This window comes from Streptomyces sp. 2131.1 (assembly GCF_900105515.1).
GTDB classification, from domain to species: domain Bacteria; phylum Actinomycetota; class Actinomycetes; order Streptomycetales; family Streptomycetaceae; genus Streptomyces; species Streptomyces drozdowiczii.
On record NZ_FNSY01000001.1, the window covers coordinates 2,631,384 to 2,647,473 of the forward strand.

The following is a 16,090-nucleotide window of genomic DNA, read 5'->3' on the forward strand; positions in this document are numbered from 1 at the left end:
GACATTCGGCGCACAACCAACCGCTCCCCTTCGCGCATCTAGCAGGCGGAATCACCGCAGTGCGCGCGAAGGGGAGTTGGCGTACATGGGAGTCAGGAAGAGCATGCGGAACATTCGAGACATCGGGGGCATACGGGTCCGCCGCGGGCTCGTTCTGTCGGTCGCGGGTCTGACCGCGATTCCGGCGTTCGTCCTCGGTACGGGCGGCACCGCGCAGGCGGCGTCCTGCACGACGTCCAAGGGCCCGTACCAGAAGCAGGTGGAGAAGTACCTGCACCTGAAGGTGGACGGCAAGCAGTCGGCTGCCGACTGCAAGAAGATCCGTTCGTTCCAGAGCACGTACGGGGTCACCCCGACCATCGGCTACGCGGGACCCGTCACGTGGCGCACGATGCAGACGCTCACCGCGCAGAAGGCGGCAGGCAAGAACCCGAACAAGGCCGGGAAGTGCCCCACCAACAAGGGGCGCATCGCGTGCGTCGACCTGACCCGGCAGATCAGCTGGATCCAGGACGGCAAGAAGCTGAAGTTCGGGCCGGTGCCGGTGCGGACCGGGCGGGACAAGTACGAGACCCGTACGGGTGCGAAGAAGATCTACTGGCGCCACAAGAACCACGTGTCGTCGATCTACAACGTGGCCATGCCGTACTCGCAGTTCTTCGACGGCGGGCAGGCTTTCCACGCGGTCGGCGTGAAGATGTGGAACCCGCCGGGGTCGCACGGCTGCGTCAACATGCGCACCGCCGACGCGAAGTCATACTGGAACCTGTTGAAGAACGGCGACGACGTCTACGTGTACGGCCGCAAGCTCGGGACCTGACCGGTTTCGGCTCTTCCCGCCCCGTTGTCAGTGCCCTGCGGTAGCTTCCGAAGTGTTACGTGAAGTGAGCGGTGTCACAGCACGACAGGGGTGGAGCGGGCGATGAGTGAACTGGCAGCGGCGGCGGGGTCCGGTACGGGAGCCCGCCCGTCGGGCGATATCGACAGCCGCCTGGAGGGACACCGGGTCGAGCTGACCGGTTACTGCTACCGGATGCTCGGCTCGGCCTTCGAGGCGGAGGACGCGGTCCAGGACACGCTGGTACGGGCGTGGCGGAGCTTCGACAAGTTCGAGGGCCGGTCCTCGCTGCGGTCCTGGCTGTACCGCATCGCGACCAATGTCTGCCTGGACATGCTGAACGCGGGCAAGAAGCGGGCCCGGCCGGTCGACCTGACCGGTCCGACGCCGCTCGCGCAGGCCGCGCTCAACCCGCTGCCGGAGAACACCTGGCTGGAGCCCATGCCTGACGGCCGCATCCTCCCGACGACCGACGACCCGGCGGAGGCCGCGGTGGCGCGTGAATCCGTGCGGCTGGCGTTCGTCGCCGCGCTCCAGCACCTGCCGCCGAAGCAGCGGGCCGTGCTGATCCTGCGCGAGGTCCTGGCGTGGAAGGCCGCGGAGGTCGCGGAGCTGCTCGACACCTCGGTCGCCTCGGTCAACAGCGCCCTCCAGCGCGCCCGGGCCACGCTGACCGACCAGGACACCGTGGCCGCCGACGCGGCGAACCCGCTGGACGAGGAGCAGACGAAGCTCCTGGAGCGGTACGTGGCCGCGTTCGAGGGCTACGACATGAAGGCCCTGACCGCCCTGCTCCACGAGGACGCGGTCATGACGATGCCGCCGTTCGACCTCTGGCTCCGGGGCCACGACGACATCACCGGCTTCATGACGACGATGGGCGCGAGCTGCGCCGGTTCCCGCCTCATCGCGACCTCCGCCAACGGCACCCCGGCCTTCGCCCACTACAAGCCGAACCCGGAGGGCCCCGGCTTCGTCCCCTGGGCGGTCCAGGTCATCGACATCAAGGACGGCGCGATCACGGGCATGCACTGCTTCCTGGACACGCCTCGCTGGTTCCCGCTGTTCGGGCTGCCGGACCACCTGGACGACGATGCGGCGTGAGGCGACGGCTCGTCCACGGGCTGGCCGCGGGGTGGGTGGTGCTCGCGGGTGCGGGGTGGGGCGCGACGCAGTGGCTCGGTGAGCCGACGGCGACGTCGGGGCCCGCCCCGGTGACACCGCCGTCGTCGGCCGCCGAGCCCGGACCGCAGCCGGAGTTCGACTGCGCGGAGGCGGTACGGGCGGCGCAGCGGTCACCGTCGCCCTCGGGTGCGAAAGCGGACCGCGTGCCGAAGGGCGGCGGCGTGAACCGGCTCACGGTGGTGGCGTGCGACTACTCGACGTCGGAACGCTGACGCGCGGGGGCCGGGGCGTCCTGCCGGGCCGGAGTGTGCTCCCCGGCCGCCCCCGCCAGCTCCCCCAGCCCCACCAGTTCGAGCAGTGCCCGTAGTTCCGGGGGCGTTCCGTACAGGCGCAGTCGGCGACCGCCCGCTCGCCGGGCCGTGAGCGCGAGGCGGGCCAGGGCCTCGATCGTGGCCAGGTCCGGGTGGACGGCGGCGCTCGCGTCGCAGACCGCCTCGGCGGCGGGGGCGGCGGTCAGGGCCGTGTGCAGTCGGGCGCAGAGGCGGGGGACGTCGGCCCGGGTGAGGTGGTCCGGGAGGACGACGACGGCCGCCGGCTGCTCGGGGTTCATATCCAAGGAGACCGGCGGCGCGCCGAAAACTCATCGCGGCTGAGGACAGGCCGTCAGGCGATGCGCTCCCGGACGACCGGGGTCGCCGTGAACGGGGTGCCCGCGGGCTCGATGTCGTACGCGTCCGGGAGCGCCTTGAGGGCGTAGTCGAACTTCTCCGGGGTGTCCGTGTGCAGCGTCAGCAGCGGCTGGCCGTCGGTGACGACGTCGCCGGGCTTGGCGTGGATCTCGATGCCGGCGCCGGCCTGGACCGGGTCCTCCTTGCGGGCGCGGCCCGCGCCGAGGCGCCAGGCGGCGACGCCGATGTCGTAGGCGTCCAGACGGGTCAGGATGCCGGAGGAGGACGCCTTGATGACGTGCTGCTCGCGGGCGACCGGGAGCGTGGCGTCGGGGTCGCCGCCCTGGGCGGAGATCATGCGGCGCCAGACGTCCATGGCCGAGCCGTCCGCGAGGGCCTTCTCCGGGTCGGCGTCCTTGAGTCCGGCCGCGTCCAGCATCTCGCGGGCGAGGGCCAGGGTGAGGTCGATGACGTCCTTGGGCCCGCCGCCGGCCAGGACCTCGACGGACTCGCGGACCTCCAGGGCGTTGCCCGCGGTGAGGCCGAGGGGGGTGGACATGTCGGTGAGCAGGGCGACCGTGCGGACGCCGCTGTCCGTGCCGAGGGCGACCATGGTGGAGGCGAGCTCGCGGGCGTCGTCCAGGGTCTTCATGAAGGCGCCGGAGCCGACCTTGACGTCCAGGACCAGGGCGCCGGTGCCCTCGGCGATCTTCTTGGACATGATCGAGCTGGCGATGAGCGGGATCGCCTCGACGGTGCCGGTGACGTCGCGCAGCGCGTACAGCTTCTTGTCGGCGGGGGCGAGGCCGTCGCCCGCCGCGCAGATGACGGCGCCGGTGGAGTCGAGGACGTCCATCATCTCGGCGCCTGTGAGGTGGGCCCGCCAGCCGGGGATGGACTCCAGCTTGTCCAGGGTGCCGCCGGTGTGGCCGAGGCCGCGTCCGCTGAGCTGGGGGACGGCCGCGCCGCAGGCGGCGACGAGCGGGGCGAGCGGGAGGGTGATCTTGTCGCCGACGCCGCCGGTGGAGTGCTTGTCCGTGGTGGGGCGGGAGAGGCTGTCGAAGTTCATCCGCTCGCCGGAGGCGATCATCGCGGCGGTCCAGCGGGCGATCTCCGTACGGTTCATGCCGTTCAGCAGGATCGCCATGGCCAGCGCGGACATCTGCTCGTCGGCGACCTCGCCGCGGGTGTACGCGTCGATGACCCAGTCGATCTGCTCGGGTGTCAGCTCGCCGCGGTCCCGCTTGGTGCGGATGACGGAGATGGCGTCCATGGTCTGGCGTCCTTCCGGCCGTTACGTACAAACGCGTGGGTCCCGTTGACTCTACGCGCATAGAGAGAGAAAGAGGCGCCGGGTGGGCCCGAAGGGGGCCCACCCGGCGAGGGGTTCAGCCGAGGTGCGACGGCCCGAAGGCCTGGGGCAGCATCTCGTCCAGGGTGCGGAGACCGTCCGGGGTCTCCAGGACGAGCTCCGGTCCGCCGAACTCGTACAGCAGCTGCCGGCACCGCCCGCACGGGACCAGGATCGCGCCGGTCCCGTCCACGCAGGTGAAGTGGGTCAGCCGGCCGCCGCCCGTGGCGTGCAGCTGGGAGACCAGACCGCACTCGGCGCACAGGCCGATCCCGTACGAGGCGTTCTCGACGTTGCAGCCGGTGATCGTACGGCCGTCGTCGACGCGGGCGGCGACGCCGACCGGGTAGCCGGAGTACGGGGCGTACGCCCGGGACATGGCGTCCCGGGCGGCGGTCCGCAGGGCGTCCCAGTCGGCCTCGGTGGCCTGGGGGGACGCGGTCACTTGCCCTCACCCTTGCGGTACGGGAGACCGTCGGCCTTCGGCATGCGCAGCCGCTGCGCGGACAGGGCGAGCACCAGCAGCGTGGTGACGTACGGCGCGGCGTCGACGAACTGGCTCGGGACCTGGTCCGTCAGCGCGTACCAGGTGAACAGCACCCCGGAGCAGACGGCCGCGACGACCGCGGTGACGTACTTCTTGCGGTAAAGCTGCCAGACGGCGGCGATGATCACGAGGATGCCGAGAAGCAGCAGCATCGCGTGGACGTTCTCCGCGCCACCGCGCAGCTTGAGGCTGTCGGTGAAGCCGAAGAGACCGGCACCGAGCGCCATGCCGCCGGGCATCCAGTTGCCGAAGATCATCGCGGCGAGACCGATGTAACCGCGGCCGCCCGTCTGGCCCTCCTGGTAGATGCTGGTGGCGACGATGGAGAGGAAGGCGCCGCCCAGGCCCGCCAGACCGCCGGAGATGACTACGGCGATGTACTTGTACTTGTAGACGTTCACGCCGAGCGTCTCGGCGGCCACCGGGCTCTCACCGCAGGAGCGGAGCCGCAGGCCGAAGGCCGTGCGCCACAGCACCCACCAGGTGACCGGGACCAGGAGCAGGGCGACGACGGTCAGCAGGGAGAGACCGGTGACGAGCCCACCGATGATGCCGGCGAGGTCGGACACGAAGAACCAGTGGTGTTGCTGGAGGTCCTGCAGCCAGTCCGAGAGGCCCGGGATGGTGATCTTGTCGATCTCGTCCACGCGGGGTGACTGCTTGGAGGAGCCGCCGGGCGCGTCGGCGAAGGTGAAGTTCGACAGGTAGCGGGTGACACCGGCGGCGAGGATGTTGATCGCCACACCGGAGACGATGTGGTTCACGCCGAAGGTGACCGTCATGACCGCGTGCAGCAGACCGCCGAGCGCGCCGCCGATGATGCCGAACAGCACGCCGACCCAGGGGCCCCACTGGAAGCCGGCCCAGGCACCGAACCATGTGCCGAGGATCATCATGCCTTCGAGGCCGATGTTGACGACCCCGGCCCGTTCGGCCCACAGGCCGCCGAGACCGGCGAGGCCGATGGGTACGGCCAGTTCCAGGGCGCCGGCCACCTGACCGACGGAGGTCACGTCGTTCGCGCCGCTGATCAGGCGGACCAGCGAGACGAGGGCGAGCGCGCCGGCGAGCAGCAGCAGGACCACGGGCAGGGAGAGTTTGCGGCGGCCGCCCTTCGAGGGGGCGAGGCGTGCGGCGGAGACCTTGGTGGTGCTCACAGGGCCGCCTCCTTCTCGGTCGTGAGGGCGTGGCCGGCGGCGAGTTCTTCGCCGACCTTCTGCTGCTGGCGGCGGGTCCCGTAGCGGCGGACGAGTTCGTAGCTGATGACGACGGAGATCACGATCAGGCCCTGCATGATCGTGGCGATCTCCTTCTCGAAGCCGAACTGGTCGAGCGGGGAGGACGCCTTGTCCAGGAACGCGATCAGCAGGGCGCTGAGCGCGATGCCCACCGGGTGGTTCCGGCCGAGCAGGGCGATGGTGATGCCGGTGAAGCCGATGCCCACGGGGAAGTCGAGGCTGTAGGTGTGGGTGTCGCCGAGCAGGGTCGGCATGCCGGCCAGGCCGGCGACCGCGCCGGAGACCAGCATCGAGGTGAGGACCATCTTCTTGGCGTCCACACCGGATGCCTGCGCGGCGCTCTCGCTGGCGCCGGTGGCGCGCAGGTCGAAGCCGAAGCGGGTGCGGTTCAGAACGAACCAGTAGACGAGGCCGCAGCCGGCGGCGACGAAGGTGAAGCCGTAGATCTCACCGGACTCGGGGCCCAGGGAGAGCCCCGGGAACCAGCCGGACTCGTGGATCTCACCCGTGGTGAGGTTGTTGGAGCCGGCGGCCTGGTCACCGAAGTTCTTCGGCAGGATCAGCCAGGCGATCAGCGAGGTCGCGATGGAGTTGAGCATGATCGTCGCGACGACCTCGCTCACGCCCCGGGTCGTCTTGAGGATGCCCGCGATGCCCGCCCAGAAGGCACCCACCAGCATCGCCACGATCACGATGAGGGCGATCTCCAGCGGTCCGGGCAGGTCGACGCTCGCGCCGACGAGGGCCGCCATCATCGCCGCCAGACGGTACTGGCCGTCGACGCCGATGTTGAAGAGGTTCATCCGGAAGCCGACCGCGACCGCGAGAGCGGCGAGGTAGTACGTACCGGCCTGGTTGATGATCAGGACCTGGACGTCGGAGTACGACGCCTGCTCGAACAGCAGCCGGTACAGCTCGAACGGATCGCGGTTCGACACGAGCAGCACCAGGGTGCTGAGCACGAAGGCGACGACCAGGGCGAGTACCGGGCCGGCGAAGCCCAGGATCAGCCGGTCCTTGTCGAGTTTCTTCATCAGGCCTGGTCCTCCGGTGCTGCCTCGAGGTGACCTGCGGCGGCGCCGGTCATGGCCGAACCCAGTTCCTCGGGGGTGATGGTCGCGGGGTCCGCGTCCGCGACGAGCTGTCCGCGGTACATGACACGCAGGGTGTCGGAGAGCCCGATGAGCTCGTCCAGGTCCGCGGAGATGAGCAGGACGGCGAGTCCTTCGCGGCGGGCCTCGCGGATCTGGTCCCAGATCTGTGCCTGCGCGCCGACGTCCACGCCGCGGGTGGGGTGGGCGGCGATCAGGAGCTTGGGCCCGTGGCTCATCTCGCGGCCGACGATCAGCTTCTGCTGGTTGCCGCCGGACAGGGAGCCTGCCGTGACCTCGATGCCGGGGGTGCGGACGTCGTACTCGCGCACGATCCGGACGGTGTCCTCGCGGGCCGCCTTGGGGTCGAGCAGGAAGCCGCGGCTGTTGGGCTTCTCGGTGACGTGGCCGAGGATGCGGTTCTCCCAGAGCGGGGCGTCCAGCAGGATGCCGTGCCGGTGCCGGTCCTCGGGGATGTAGCCGATGCCGCCCTCGCGCCGCTTGCGGGTGGGGGCGCGGGTGATGTCCTGGTCGTCCAGGGTGATCACCCCGCTGTCGGCGGTCCGCATGCCGATGAGGGCGTCGATGAGCTCGGTCTGGCCGTTGCCCTCGACGCCTGCGATGCCGAGGACCTCGCCCTTGTGGATGGTGAAGTCGACGTCGGACAGGACGTCGCGGACGACACCGTCCGGGTCGGTCATGGCGAGTGAGAGCCCCTCGACGCGGAGCATCGGGACGTCGGTCACCGTGGACTCGCGGGTCTCGGGCGACGGCAGTTCGCTGCCGACCATCAGCTCGGCGAGCTGCTTGGTGGTGGTGTGCGCCGGGTCGGCGGTGCCGACCGTCGTCCCGCGCCGGATCACCGTGATGTCGTCGGCGACCGAGAGCACCTCGCCGAGCTTGTGCGAGATGAAGATGACGGTGAGGCCCTCGGCCTTGAGCTCGCGGAGGTTCGCGAAGAGCGCGTCCACCTCCTGCGGGACGAGCACGGCGGTCGGCTCGTCGAGGATGAGGATGCGGGCACCGCGGTAGAGGACCTTGAGGATCTCCACCCGCTGCCGGTCGGCGACGCCGAGGTCCTCGACCAGCGCGTCGGGCCGGACGCCCAGGCCGTACGCGTCGGAGATCTCCTTGATCTTCTTCCGCGCGGCGGAGCCGATGCCGTGCAGCTTCTCGCCGCCGAGGACCACGTTCTCCAGGACGGTGAAGTTGTCGGCGAGCATGAAGTGCTGGTGGACCATGCCGATGCCGCGCGCGATGGCGTCGCCCGGGTTGGAGAACGAGACCTGCTCGCCGTCCACCGCGATGGTGCCCTCGTCCGGCTTCTGCATGCCGTAGAGGATTTTCATCAGGGTGGACTTGCCGGCACCGTTCTCGCCGACGAGGGCGTGGACGGTGCCCTTGCGGACGGTGATGCCGATGTCGTGGTTGGCGACGACGCCGGGGAAACGCTTGGTGATGCCGTGCAGTTCCACGGCGGGGGGGCTGCTGGACGCGTTGATGACGCACTCTCCTTGGCCGGACAGGAGTGGGGGCGGAGGGGCGGGGCGGGCTGAAGTTATCGCGCCTGAGGGCTGTCTACACGCGTAGCGTTGCCGAATCGTCAGACGCTCGCGTGCGGCAGGGCCGGAACACCGGGGTCCACTGCCTGTCCGAGAGTGCAGTGCTACGGGCGGAACTCACTTCGCGGAGTGACCCGCAGGCCCGGAGCGGCGGTCGCCGCGCGCTCCGGGCCTGGGAAGCCAGCCGTACGACGGGTCGTTACGGGGCGGTCTTGACGGTGATCTTGCCGTCGATGATCTCCTGCTTGGCCTTGTCCACGGCCTTGATGACGTCGGTCATCTTGGTGAACGCCGGGTTCGACATGGCCAGGCCCACGCCGTCCTTGTCGAGGCCGTAGCGGACCTCACCGGACTGCGGCTTGCCGTCCTGGACGGACTTGATCAGGTTGAAGACCGAGTCCTCGACGTCCTTGGTGACCGAGGTCAGGATCGACTCCTTGTAGGCCGCGAGACCCTTCTGGCTGTACTGGTCGGAGTCGACGCCGATGTTCCACTTGCCGGCCTTGGAGACGGCCTCGATCGCACCGGAACCGGCCAGACCGGCCGCCGAGTAGATCACGTCGGCCTTCTTGTCGAGCTGGCCCTGGGCAGCGGCCTTGCCGAGGTCGGGCTTGGAGAAGCCGTCGAAGTTCGGCGGCTGGGTCAGGTACTGGGAGATGACCTTGACCGAGGACTTGGTGTCCTTGACGCCCTGCGTGAAGCCGGCCTCGAACTTCTTGATCAGCGGGGTCTCGACACCTCCGATGAAGCCGACCGTGTTGGTCTTCGTGACCTTGGCGGCTGCCACGCCCGCGAGGTAGGAGCCCTGCTCCTCGTTGAAGACGATGTTGGCGATGTTCTTGCCGGTCACCGAGGCGTCGTCGATGATGCCGAAGGTGATCTTCGGGAACTTCGGCGCGACCTTCTTGATGGCCGGCGCGTAGGCGAAGCCGACGCCGATGACCGGGTTGTTCCCGGCGCGGGCCAGCGAGGTCAGGCGCTGGACCTTGTCCGCGTCCGACTCGCCGTCCGAGGGCTCGGCCTCGGTGCCCTTGACGCCGAGGTCCTTCTCGGCCTTCGCCAGGCCGGCGTACGCGGCGTCGTTGAACGACTGGTCGCCGCGGCCGCCGATGTCGTACGCGAGGGCGGTCTTCTTGCCCTTCGAGTCGGAGCTGCTGCTCGACGACGAGGACGAGTCACCACACGCTGTGACGCCGAGCGCGAGTGCCGCGGACATGACGCCCGCGGCGGCAATGCTAGTGATCCGGCGCAAGGGAAGGCTCCTTCAAACCTGACCGAAGCGCCTCTTCCGGCGCTGGTTTCGCGGCGATCGTAACGCGCGTAGATGTCAGATAAAGCCCTGTACGGAAGCCGTTATCGGATCGTCGCGAACGCGGGGCGACCTGTCCGGTTACGGATGGTTGACGTGGAGCAACGCGGAGGCGGTGAAGAGTTCGACGGCCACGGTGATCGCCTCCTCGTCGACGTCGAAATTGCCGCGGTGGAGGTCGAGTCCGCGCGTGTCGCCGGGGGTGCGGACCCCGAGGCGGGCCATGGCGCCCGGGACGTGCTCCAGGTACCAGGAGAAGTCCTCGCCGCCGAGGCTCTGCTCGGTGTCCTCGACCGCGTACGGGCCGCGGCGGGCGGACATCGCGCCGGCCAGGAGGTCGATCGCGGCGGCTTCGTTGACCACGGGCGGGACGCCGCGGACGTAGTTGATCACCGTCTTGGCCCGGTGCATTCCGGCCACCTCGTCGATCGCCGCGTGCACCAGGTCCGGCGCCTCGCGCCACGCCTTGATGTCCAGGCAGCGGACCGTGCCGGAGAGCTCCGCGTGCTGCGGGATGACGTTGCAGGCGTGGCCGGTCTCCAGCCGGCCCCAGGTGAGCGCGAGCCCGGACCGTGCGTCGACCCGGCGGGCCAGCAGCGCGGGCACCTCGGTGGCGACCTTGGCGGCGGCGGTGACCAGGTCCGTGGTCAGGTGCGGGCGGGCGGTGTGGCCGCCGGGCCCGTCCAGGGAGAGCTCGAGGCGGTCGCAGGCGGAGGTGATCGCGCCGACCCGGAGGCCGATGCGGCCGACGTCGACCTTGGGGTCGCAGTGCACGCCGAGGATCCGGCCGACGCCCTCCAGGGCCCCGGACTCGATCGCGTCGGGCGCCCCGCCGGGCAGCACCTCCTCGGCCGGCTGGAAGATCAGCCGCACCGGGTTGGGCAGCCGCCCCTGCCGGTCCAGCTCGGCGAGGACCAGGCCGGCGCCGAGGACGCCGGCGGTGTGGACGTCGTGGCCGCAGGCGTGGGCGCGGTCGGGCACGGTGGAGCGGTACGGCACGCCGGCCTTGGTGTCCGGGATGGGCAGCGCGTCGATGTCGGCCCGCAGCGCGAGCATGGGGCGGGTGTCCTCGCCGCGCGTCCCGACGTCGCAGATGAGCCCGGTCCCGGAGGCGAGCACCCGTGGGACGAGGCCCGCGCGCTCCAGCCTGTCCTTGATCGCCGCGGTGGTGCGGAACTCCTGTTTGCCCAGCTCAGGGTGCATGTGGAGGTCCCTGCGGAAGGCGATCAGCTCCGCGCGCAAGGCGTCGGAGAGGGCGCCGGGCAGGTTCTCGCCCTGGGACGGGCCGGCTTCGGACTCGGGGCAGATCAACTGGCTCACCTTTTGAAGGGTAAGCCTGTTCCCTCCTCAACTGACCATGAAACAAGAAAACTTCAGCCACACAGGCGAATGTTTGGCCGCGTCTCAGCGTGTGGGACGCGCGCGGGATGGGTACACTCCCGCGCTCGTCCCGCGGTGAAGCCCCGGTTGCGGGCGTGGTGAGGGGGGCCGGTGCGGGTGCCTGTGCTCCTACGCCTCCCCCGTCACCGCCGTGACCCGCCACGGCGCCAGGCGGTGGACGTCCCGGGCGGTCTCCGTGACGCCGCTCAGGAAGCCCTGGGCGCGCGGGGACGCCGTCTCGTGGAGCCATTCCGGGGCGATGTCGCAGACCGCCACCTTCACGTCGGTGCCGGCCAGCGCGAGGGGCAGGGTGTGGACGACGGTGGACGGGAAGCTCAGGACCGTACGGCCGATGGGGCCGCGGCGGGCGATGAGCTCCAGGGGGAGGTCGGGGCGGACGATCTCCAGGCCGGTGACCGCCTCCAGGGCGTGCAGCTTCTCGGTGGACTCGCGGCGGTGCGCGAAGTAGCGGGTGGCGCCGTGCGTACGGGCGAGGGCGCCGACCGCCTCCAGATAGCGGTCCCGGTCCACCACACCCGTCTCGACCAGCGAGGTGCCGACCAGGTCCGCGCCCTTGGTGAGCGTGGGCGGACCGAAGCGGGTCCGGGTCCAGGAGAAGGTGTTCGGGATGAGGGTGACGCCCGGTGGCGGGATCACCGGCATGGCGGTGAACAGCTCGACCTCGCGCGCCGCCGACGGGGTGAACCGGCGCCGCGCGGTGGCCGTCACCGGGGCCAGGGCCAGGCCGCGCGGGTCGAAGCCGCCGCGCCGGTGCCAGCGCACCAGGCGCTCGCCGCGGGTGACCTGGGCGACGAACTCCATGGTGGCGGTGCCGTCGTCGACCACGGTGAGGCGGCGGGGGCGCACGAGCGACAGCAGCAGCTGCACGTACCGCGAGAACGGGTCGCCGATGACGATGTGGTCGGCGTTGCGGACGAGCCGGGTGAGGGCGCGCAGCGACTTCACGGGGGTGCCCGAGTCGCCGCGCGCCTCCTGCCAGCGCACGGTCATGCCCTCGTCGCGGGCCAGCTCCGCCATCCGGCGCAGCTGACCGCGCGACATCGGGTCGACCGGGGGGAGGACGACGACGGTGACGTCCGTGAGGACGCGTCCGCCGCCTCCCTCGGTGACGGCCCACTCCAGGACGTTCAGGAGCTGGACCGGGCTCTCGACGAAGGCGAGGTTCACCGGCCGGCCCGTCAGACCGCGACCGGCTCGGCGGCCGGGGCCGCCGCGTCGCTCTCCGCCACGACGCCCGGGACCCGGCGGAGCTTCTTCATCGGGCCGAGCTCGGACTCGTACACCTTCTTGACGCCGTCGCCGAGGCTCGCCTCGATGGTGCGGATGTCGCGGACGAGGCGGGACAGGCCCTGCGGTTCGACGGACGCGGCCTGGTCGGAGCCCCACATGGCGCGGTCCAGGGTGATGTGGCGCTCGACGAACGCGGCGCCCAGCGCGACGGCGGCGAGGGTGGTCTGGAGGCCCGTCTCGTGGCCGCTGTAGCCGATCGGGACGTTGGGGTACTCCTGCTGGAGGGTGTTGATGACCCGCAGGTTCAGCTCCTCGGCCTTCGCCGGGTACGTGGAGGTGGCGTGGCAGAGCAGGATGTTGTCGGAGCCGAGCACCTCGACGGCGTGCCGGATCTGGCGCGGGGTCGACATGCCGGTGGAGAGGATCACCGTGCGGCCGGTGGCGCGCAGGGTGCGCAGCAGCTCGTCGTCGGTGAGCGAGGCGGAGGCCACCTTGTGGGCGGGTACGTCGAACTTCTCCAGGAAGGCGACGGCCTCGGTGTCCCACGGGGAGGCGAACCAGTCGATGCCGCGCTCGGCGCAGTGCTCGGAGATGGCCCGGTACTCGTCCTCGCCGAACTCGACGCGGTGGCGGTAGTCGATGTACGTCATGCGGCCCCAGGGGGTGTCGCGCTCGATGTCCCACTGGTCGCGCGGGGTGCAGATCTCCGGGGTGCGCTTCTGGAACTTGACGGCGTCGCAGCCGGCTTCGGCGGCCACGTCGATGAGCGCGAGGGCGTTGTCGAGGTCGCCGTTGTGGTTGATGCCGATCTCACCGGTGATGTACACGGGGTTGCCGGGTCCGGCGGTGCGGTTGCCGAGGGTGCGCAGGCGGGAGGTGCTCATGAGGGTGTTCCTTACTGGGTGGGGGCTGTGGTGAGGGTGGGGCCCAGGAGCCAGGCCGCGATCTCGCGGATGGCGCCGGAGCCGCCGGGGGTGGTCGTCACGGCGCGCGCCGCGGCGCGTACCGAGTCGTGGGCGCTCGCGACGGCCACGGGCCAGCCGGCGAGCGCGAAGCAGGGGAGGTCGTTGACGTCGTTGCCGACGTACATGACGCGTTCGGGGGCGAGGGACTGCTCGTCGCACCACTGTTTGAGCGCGAGGTCCTTGCGGTCGACGCCGTGCAGGACGGGGACGCGCAGCTTGTGGGCGCGGGCGGCCACGACCGGGTTCTGTTCCGTGGAGAGGATCAGCAGCGGGATGCCCGCCTTGCGCAGGGCCGCGATGCCGAGCCCGTCGCCCCGGTGGACGGAGACGGTCTCGCGGCCGTCGGCGTCGACGAGGACCCGGTCGTCGGTCTGGGTGCCGTCGAAGTCGAGGACGACGGCGTCCACGTCGTCGCGGGTGGGCAGCGGGGCCGGGTCGACGACCGGGGCGAGCGCGCGGGCGCGGGCCAGGTCGTGCGGGTCGTCGATCTCCAGGACGCGGGCCGGGTCGGTGCGCACCAGCGCGGTGTGGCCGAAGAAGCGGTGGCGGTGGGTGCGGAACCCGACGGCGTCCATGGCGTAGGCGGCGCCCGTCTCCAGGAGGTCCTCGGGGCGGTCCTGGCGGCGGGGGCGGACCCGCTTGTCGTGGTTGACCCCGTAGTTGTGGTCCTCGACCGCGGTGCCGTCGCGCCACAGGAAGCCGTGGAAGGGGGCGACGGTGACGGCGGTGTCGGCGCCCTCGCGGGCGACGGCCGCGGCGACCCCGTCGATGTCCTCGCGGGCCACGAAGGGGCTGGTGCACTGGACGAGCAGGACGACGTCGGCGGTGCGGTCCCGCATGGCCTCGTAGGCGTCGAGCGCGTGCAGGACGGCGGCCTCGCTGGTCGCGGTGTCGCCGGCGATGTCCTCGGGGCGCTGTACGCAGTGCAGCCGGGCGCCCTCGCCGAGCGCTTCGGCCGCCGCGCGGGCCGCTTCGGCGACGGCGGGCGCGTCGGTCGTCACGACGACGTCGGTCACCTCGCCGGAGGCCAGGCAGGCGCGGACGGCGCGGGCGACGAGCGGCACGCCGCCGACCCTGGCGAGGTTCTTGGCGGGTACGCCCTTGGAGCCGCCGCGTGCGGGGATCACGGCGAGCACGGTGGGTCGGTTCATCGGTGCTCCAGTGGGTGGCTCGGAGGTGGTGTTCACAGCTCGCCCATCCGCCGGACGACCGGGGCGACGCGCTGGACGCCGTGCCGGTACGCGCCCCGGGCCGCGTCGCGGACCGCCTCGCGCACCGCCGTCCTGACCCGGCCGGCCTCGCGGGGCGCGGCGGCGCCGGGCACCGGGTGCCCGTCGGGGCCCAGGTGGTGGCGGGCGAGGATGCCCGGGAGGTAGCCGGGGGCGGTGGCGGACGTGTAGTAGGGCGCCGGGTCGGGCAGCCGGCCCCGGGCGAGCAGTGTGGTGACCCGGGCGCGGGCGGTGTCGTACGCGGTGGCGTAGCTGCCGTCGGCGGCGACGCCCTGGCCCGCCAGCCACGCGGGGTCGGGCCGGGGGCGGGCGCCCGCGTCCAGGTGGTCGAAGGAGGTGAGCAGGCCGGACCCGGTGAAGTGGTGGTTGCCGAGCGCCTCGCGGACCCCGAGGTCGGTGAGGACGGCGGTGGGGATGCGGCGGTGCAGGGACTCCAGGGCGGCCGTGGAGGAGACGGTGACCAGCAGGTCGGTGCGGTCCAGGACCTCGCCCATGTGCCCGTACACCAGGCGGAAGTTGGGCGGGAGGCCACCGGGCAGGCGCTCGGCGAGCCGCTGGTACGGGTGTTCCTCGATGTGCGTGGTCTGCTCGCCGGGCTTGGAGCGCAGCTTCAGCAGGACCTCGCGGCCGGGGTGCAGCCGGGCGTGCTCGACGAGCCTGCGCAGCAGGTACGTACGGTCGGCGCGGTTCTCCGGGACGGAGGGCTGGGCGGCGAAAACCAGGGTGTCGCGGCCCGGTTCGGGCCGGTACGGGTCGCCGCCGAGGAACGGGAGGGCGGCTTCGGTGACGGCCGAGGCGTCGGCCCCCACGCCCTCGTACACCGCGCGGAAACGCTCCGCGTCGTGGCGGGAGTTGGCGAGGACGACGTCGGCGCCGTGCCGCAGCAGGAGCCCGTCGGTGAGCTTCTCGTAGACGACGCCGACGTATCCGGTGACGAGGACGGGCCGGACGGGCAGCCGGAGCGCGGCGATGCCGTGCAGCATGGCCTGGACGGCGCCGCCGACGAGCGCGAGGACGACGACGTCGTACCCCTCGTCCCGTACGGCGTGCAGGAATTCGACGGCGGTGACCTCGCGCACCCGGTCGGCGTCGATCCCCACGTCGCCGACCTCGGCGAGCTGGCGGGGGGTCGGGGTCGCCCGGCCGCGGAGCAGGAATCCGGTGGTCCGTGCCCGGGGCGCGCTCGCACCGCCCTCCGGAGTCAGCCGGCGCGCGGTGAGCGCGCCCCACTTCCATCGGGTGTCGGAGTCGGCGAGCACGGCCACCCGGAGCGCGGGGAAATCCGCCGCGGGAGGGACCGAATTGCTGTTGCTGAGGGGCACGTCCAAGACGTTAGGAAGGCCCGGGGGTGGGCGGCCCAACGTGAAAGCAACAAAGGGTTAACAGCCCGCCGACGCTTGTCGAACCCGCAGCCGGGCGCATTGCGTCCGGCCGGGGAATTCCCCGGCCGGCCTGCCGGTTCATCGTCCCGACGGATTTCGTTCACCCGCCGTCCGCACGGCCGACAGGGCGGATGCCCGGCCCGGAACTAGCGTG

At 71.3% G+C, this 16,090-nt stretch carries 15 protein-coding genes; 3 read left to right on the forward strand and 12 right to left on the reverse strand.

Translation table 11 applies throughout. From position 1 onward, the window contains the following. The first annotated feature begins 103 nt into the window (after positions 1-103). The 3 genes from BLW14_RS11645 to BLW14_RS11655 all read left to right on the forward strand — a co-directional run bounded on the left by BLW14_RS11645 (position 104) and on the right by BLW14_RS11655 (position 2,235). Entirely contained in the window at positions 104-820 is a 717-nt protein-coding gene (locus BLW14_RS11645) for a L,D-transpeptidase family protein (RefSeq protein WP_093706905.1), read from the forward strand. Between the two features lie 102 nt (positions 821-922). Beyond that, positions 923-1,942, forward strand: coding sequence for a sigma-70 family RNA polymerase sigma factor (locus tag BLW14_RS11650; RefSeq protein ID WP_093706907.1), 1,020 nt, complete (start codon positions 923-925; stop codon positions 1,940-1,942). Next, positions 1,939-2,235: a hypothetical protein gene (locus BLW14_RS11655; RefSeq protein ID WP_093706909.1), complete on the forward strand. Its 297-nt coding sequence runs from the start codon at positions 1,939-1,941 to the stop codon at positions 2,233-2,235. Before BLW14_RS11650 ends, BLW14_RS11655 begins: the two co-directional genes overlap by 4 nt. On the opposite strand, the gene BLW14_RS11660 is transcribed toward BLW14_RS11655, so the two are convergent. From BLW14_RS11660 to BLW14_RS11715, 12 genes are all read right to left on the reverse strand, one after another. Continuing rightward, entirely contained in the window at positions 2,214-2,573 is a 360-nt protein-coding gene (locus tag BLW14_RS11660) for an STAS domain-containing protein (RefSeq protein WP_093706911.1), read from the reverse strand. The two genes, BLW14_RS11655 and BLW14_RS11660, sit on opposite strands and share 22 nt — an antisense overlap. A 53-nt stretch (positions 2,574-2,626) precedes the next feature. After that, positions 2,627-3,904 carry a thymidine phosphorylase gene (locus BLW14_RS11665; RefSeq protein ID WP_093706913.1) on the reverse strand — a complete coding sequence of 426 codons (1,278 nt, stop codon included), beginning with the start codon at positions 3,902-3,904 and terminating at the stop codon, positions 2,627-2,629. Positions 3,905-4,019: 115 nt separating this feature from the next. Further along, the gene (locus tag BLW14_RS11670) at positions 4,020-4,427 is read right to left on the reverse strand and encodes a cytidine deaminase (RefSeq protein ID WP_093706915.1); all 408 of its coding nucleotides are present in this window, start codon (positions 4,425-4,427) and stop codon (positions 4,020-4,022) included. Further along, positions 4,424-5,686 carry an ABC transporter permease gene (locus BLW14_RS11675; RefSeq protein ID WP_093706917.1) on the reverse strand — a complete coding sequence of 421 codons (1,263 nt, stop codon included), beginning with the start codon at positions 5,684-5,686 and terminating at the stop codon, positions 4,424-4,426. Before BLW14_RS11675 ends, BLW14_RS11670 begins: the two co-directional genes overlap by 4 nt. Next, positions 5,683-6,801 carry an ABC transporter permease gene (locus BLW14_RS11680; RefSeq protein ID WP_093706919.1) on the reverse strand — a complete coding sequence of 373 codons (1,119 nt, stop codon included), beginning with the start codon at positions 6,799-6,801 and terminating at the stop codon, positions 5,683-5,685. Before BLW14_RS11680 ends, BLW14_RS11675 begins: the two co-directional genes overlap by 4 nt. Then, the gene (locus BLW14_RS11685) at positions 6,801-8,333 is read right to left on the reverse strand and encodes an ABC transporter ATP-binding protein (protein WP_093706921.1); all 1,533 of its coding nucleotides are present in this window, start codon (positions 8,331-8,333) and stop codon (positions 6,801-6,803) included. Before BLW14_RS11685 ends, BLW14_RS11680 begins: the two co-directional genes overlap by 1 nt. Positions 8,334-8,619: 286 nt before the next feature. Further along, positions 8,620-9,672 (reverse strand): BMP family lipoprotein, encoded by a 1,053-nt coding sequence (locus BLW14_RS11690; protein WP_093706923.1) that lies wholly within the window; start codon positions 9,670-9,672, stop codon positions 8,620-8,622. Between the two features lie 138 nt (positions 9,673-9,810). Then, positions 9,811-11,040 (reverse strand): amidohydrolase, encoded by a 1,230-nt coding sequence (locus tag BLW14_RS11695; RefSeq protein WP_093706925.1) that lies wholly within the window; start codon positions 11,038-11,040, stop codon positions 9,811-9,813. A gap of 198 nt (positions 11,041-11,238) precedes the next feature. Next, positions 11,239-12,297 carry a hypothetical protein gene (locus BLW14_RS11700; RefSeq protein ID WP_093706927.1) on the reverse strand — a complete coding sequence of 353 codons (1,059 nt, stop codon included), beginning with the start codon at positions 12,295-12,297 and terminating at the stop codon, positions 11,239-11,241. A gap of 11 nt (positions 12,298-12,308) precedes the next feature. After that, complete coding sequence (locus BLW14_RS11705) at positions 12,309-13,244, reverse strand: N-acetylneuraminate synthase family protein (RefSeq protein WP_018519148.1); 936 nt, start codon at positions 13,242-13,244, stop codon at positions 12,309-12,311. Between the two features lie 11 nt (positions 13,245-13,255). Then, positions 13,256-14,476 carry an acylneuraminate cytidylyltransferase gene (locus tag BLW14_RS11710; RefSeq protein WP_093706929.1) on the reverse strand — a complete coding sequence of 407 codons (1,221 nt, stop codon included), beginning with the start codon at positions 14,474-14,476 and terminating at the stop codon, positions 13,256-13,258. Positions 14,477-14,508: 32 nt separating this feature from the next. Then, positions 14,509-15,819: a DUF6716 putative glycosyltransferase gene (locus BLW14_RS11715; protein ID WP_256333000.1), complete on the reverse strand. Its 1,311-nt coding sequence runs from the start codon at positions 15,817-15,819 to the stop codon at positions 14,509-14,511. Between the last annotated feature and the right edge of the window lie 271 nt (positions 15,820-16,090).

Coding starts and splice junctions, on each gene's coding strand:
- BLW14_RS11665 (WP_093706913.1), bottom strand. CDS start 3,904: ATGGACGCCATCTCCGTCATCCGCACCAAGCGGGACCGCGGCGAGCTG.
- BLW14_RS11660 (WP_093706911.1), bottom strand. CDS start 2,573: ATGAACCCCGAGCAGCCGGCGGCCGTCGTCGTCCTCCCGGACCACCTC.
- BLW14_RS11680 (WP_093706919.1), bottom strand. CDS start 6,801: ATGAAGAAACTCGACAAGGACCGGCTGATCCTGGGCTTCGCCGGCCCG.
- BLW14_RS11650 (WP_093706907.1), top strand. CDS start 923: ATGAGTGAACTGGCAGCGGCGGCGGGGTCCGGTACGGGAGCCCGCCCG.
- BLW14_RS11710 (WP_093706929.1), bottom strand. CDS start 14,476: ATGAACCGACCCACCGTGCTCGCCGTGATCCCCGCACGCGGCGGCTCC.
- BLW14_RS11645 (WP_093706905.1), top strand. CDS start 104: ATGCGGAACATTCGAGACATCGGGGGCATACGGGTCCGCCGCGGGCTC.
- BLW14_RS11705 (WP_018519148.1), bottom strand. CDS start 13,244: ATGAGCACCTCCCGCCTGCGCACCCTCGGCAACCGCACCGCCGGACCC.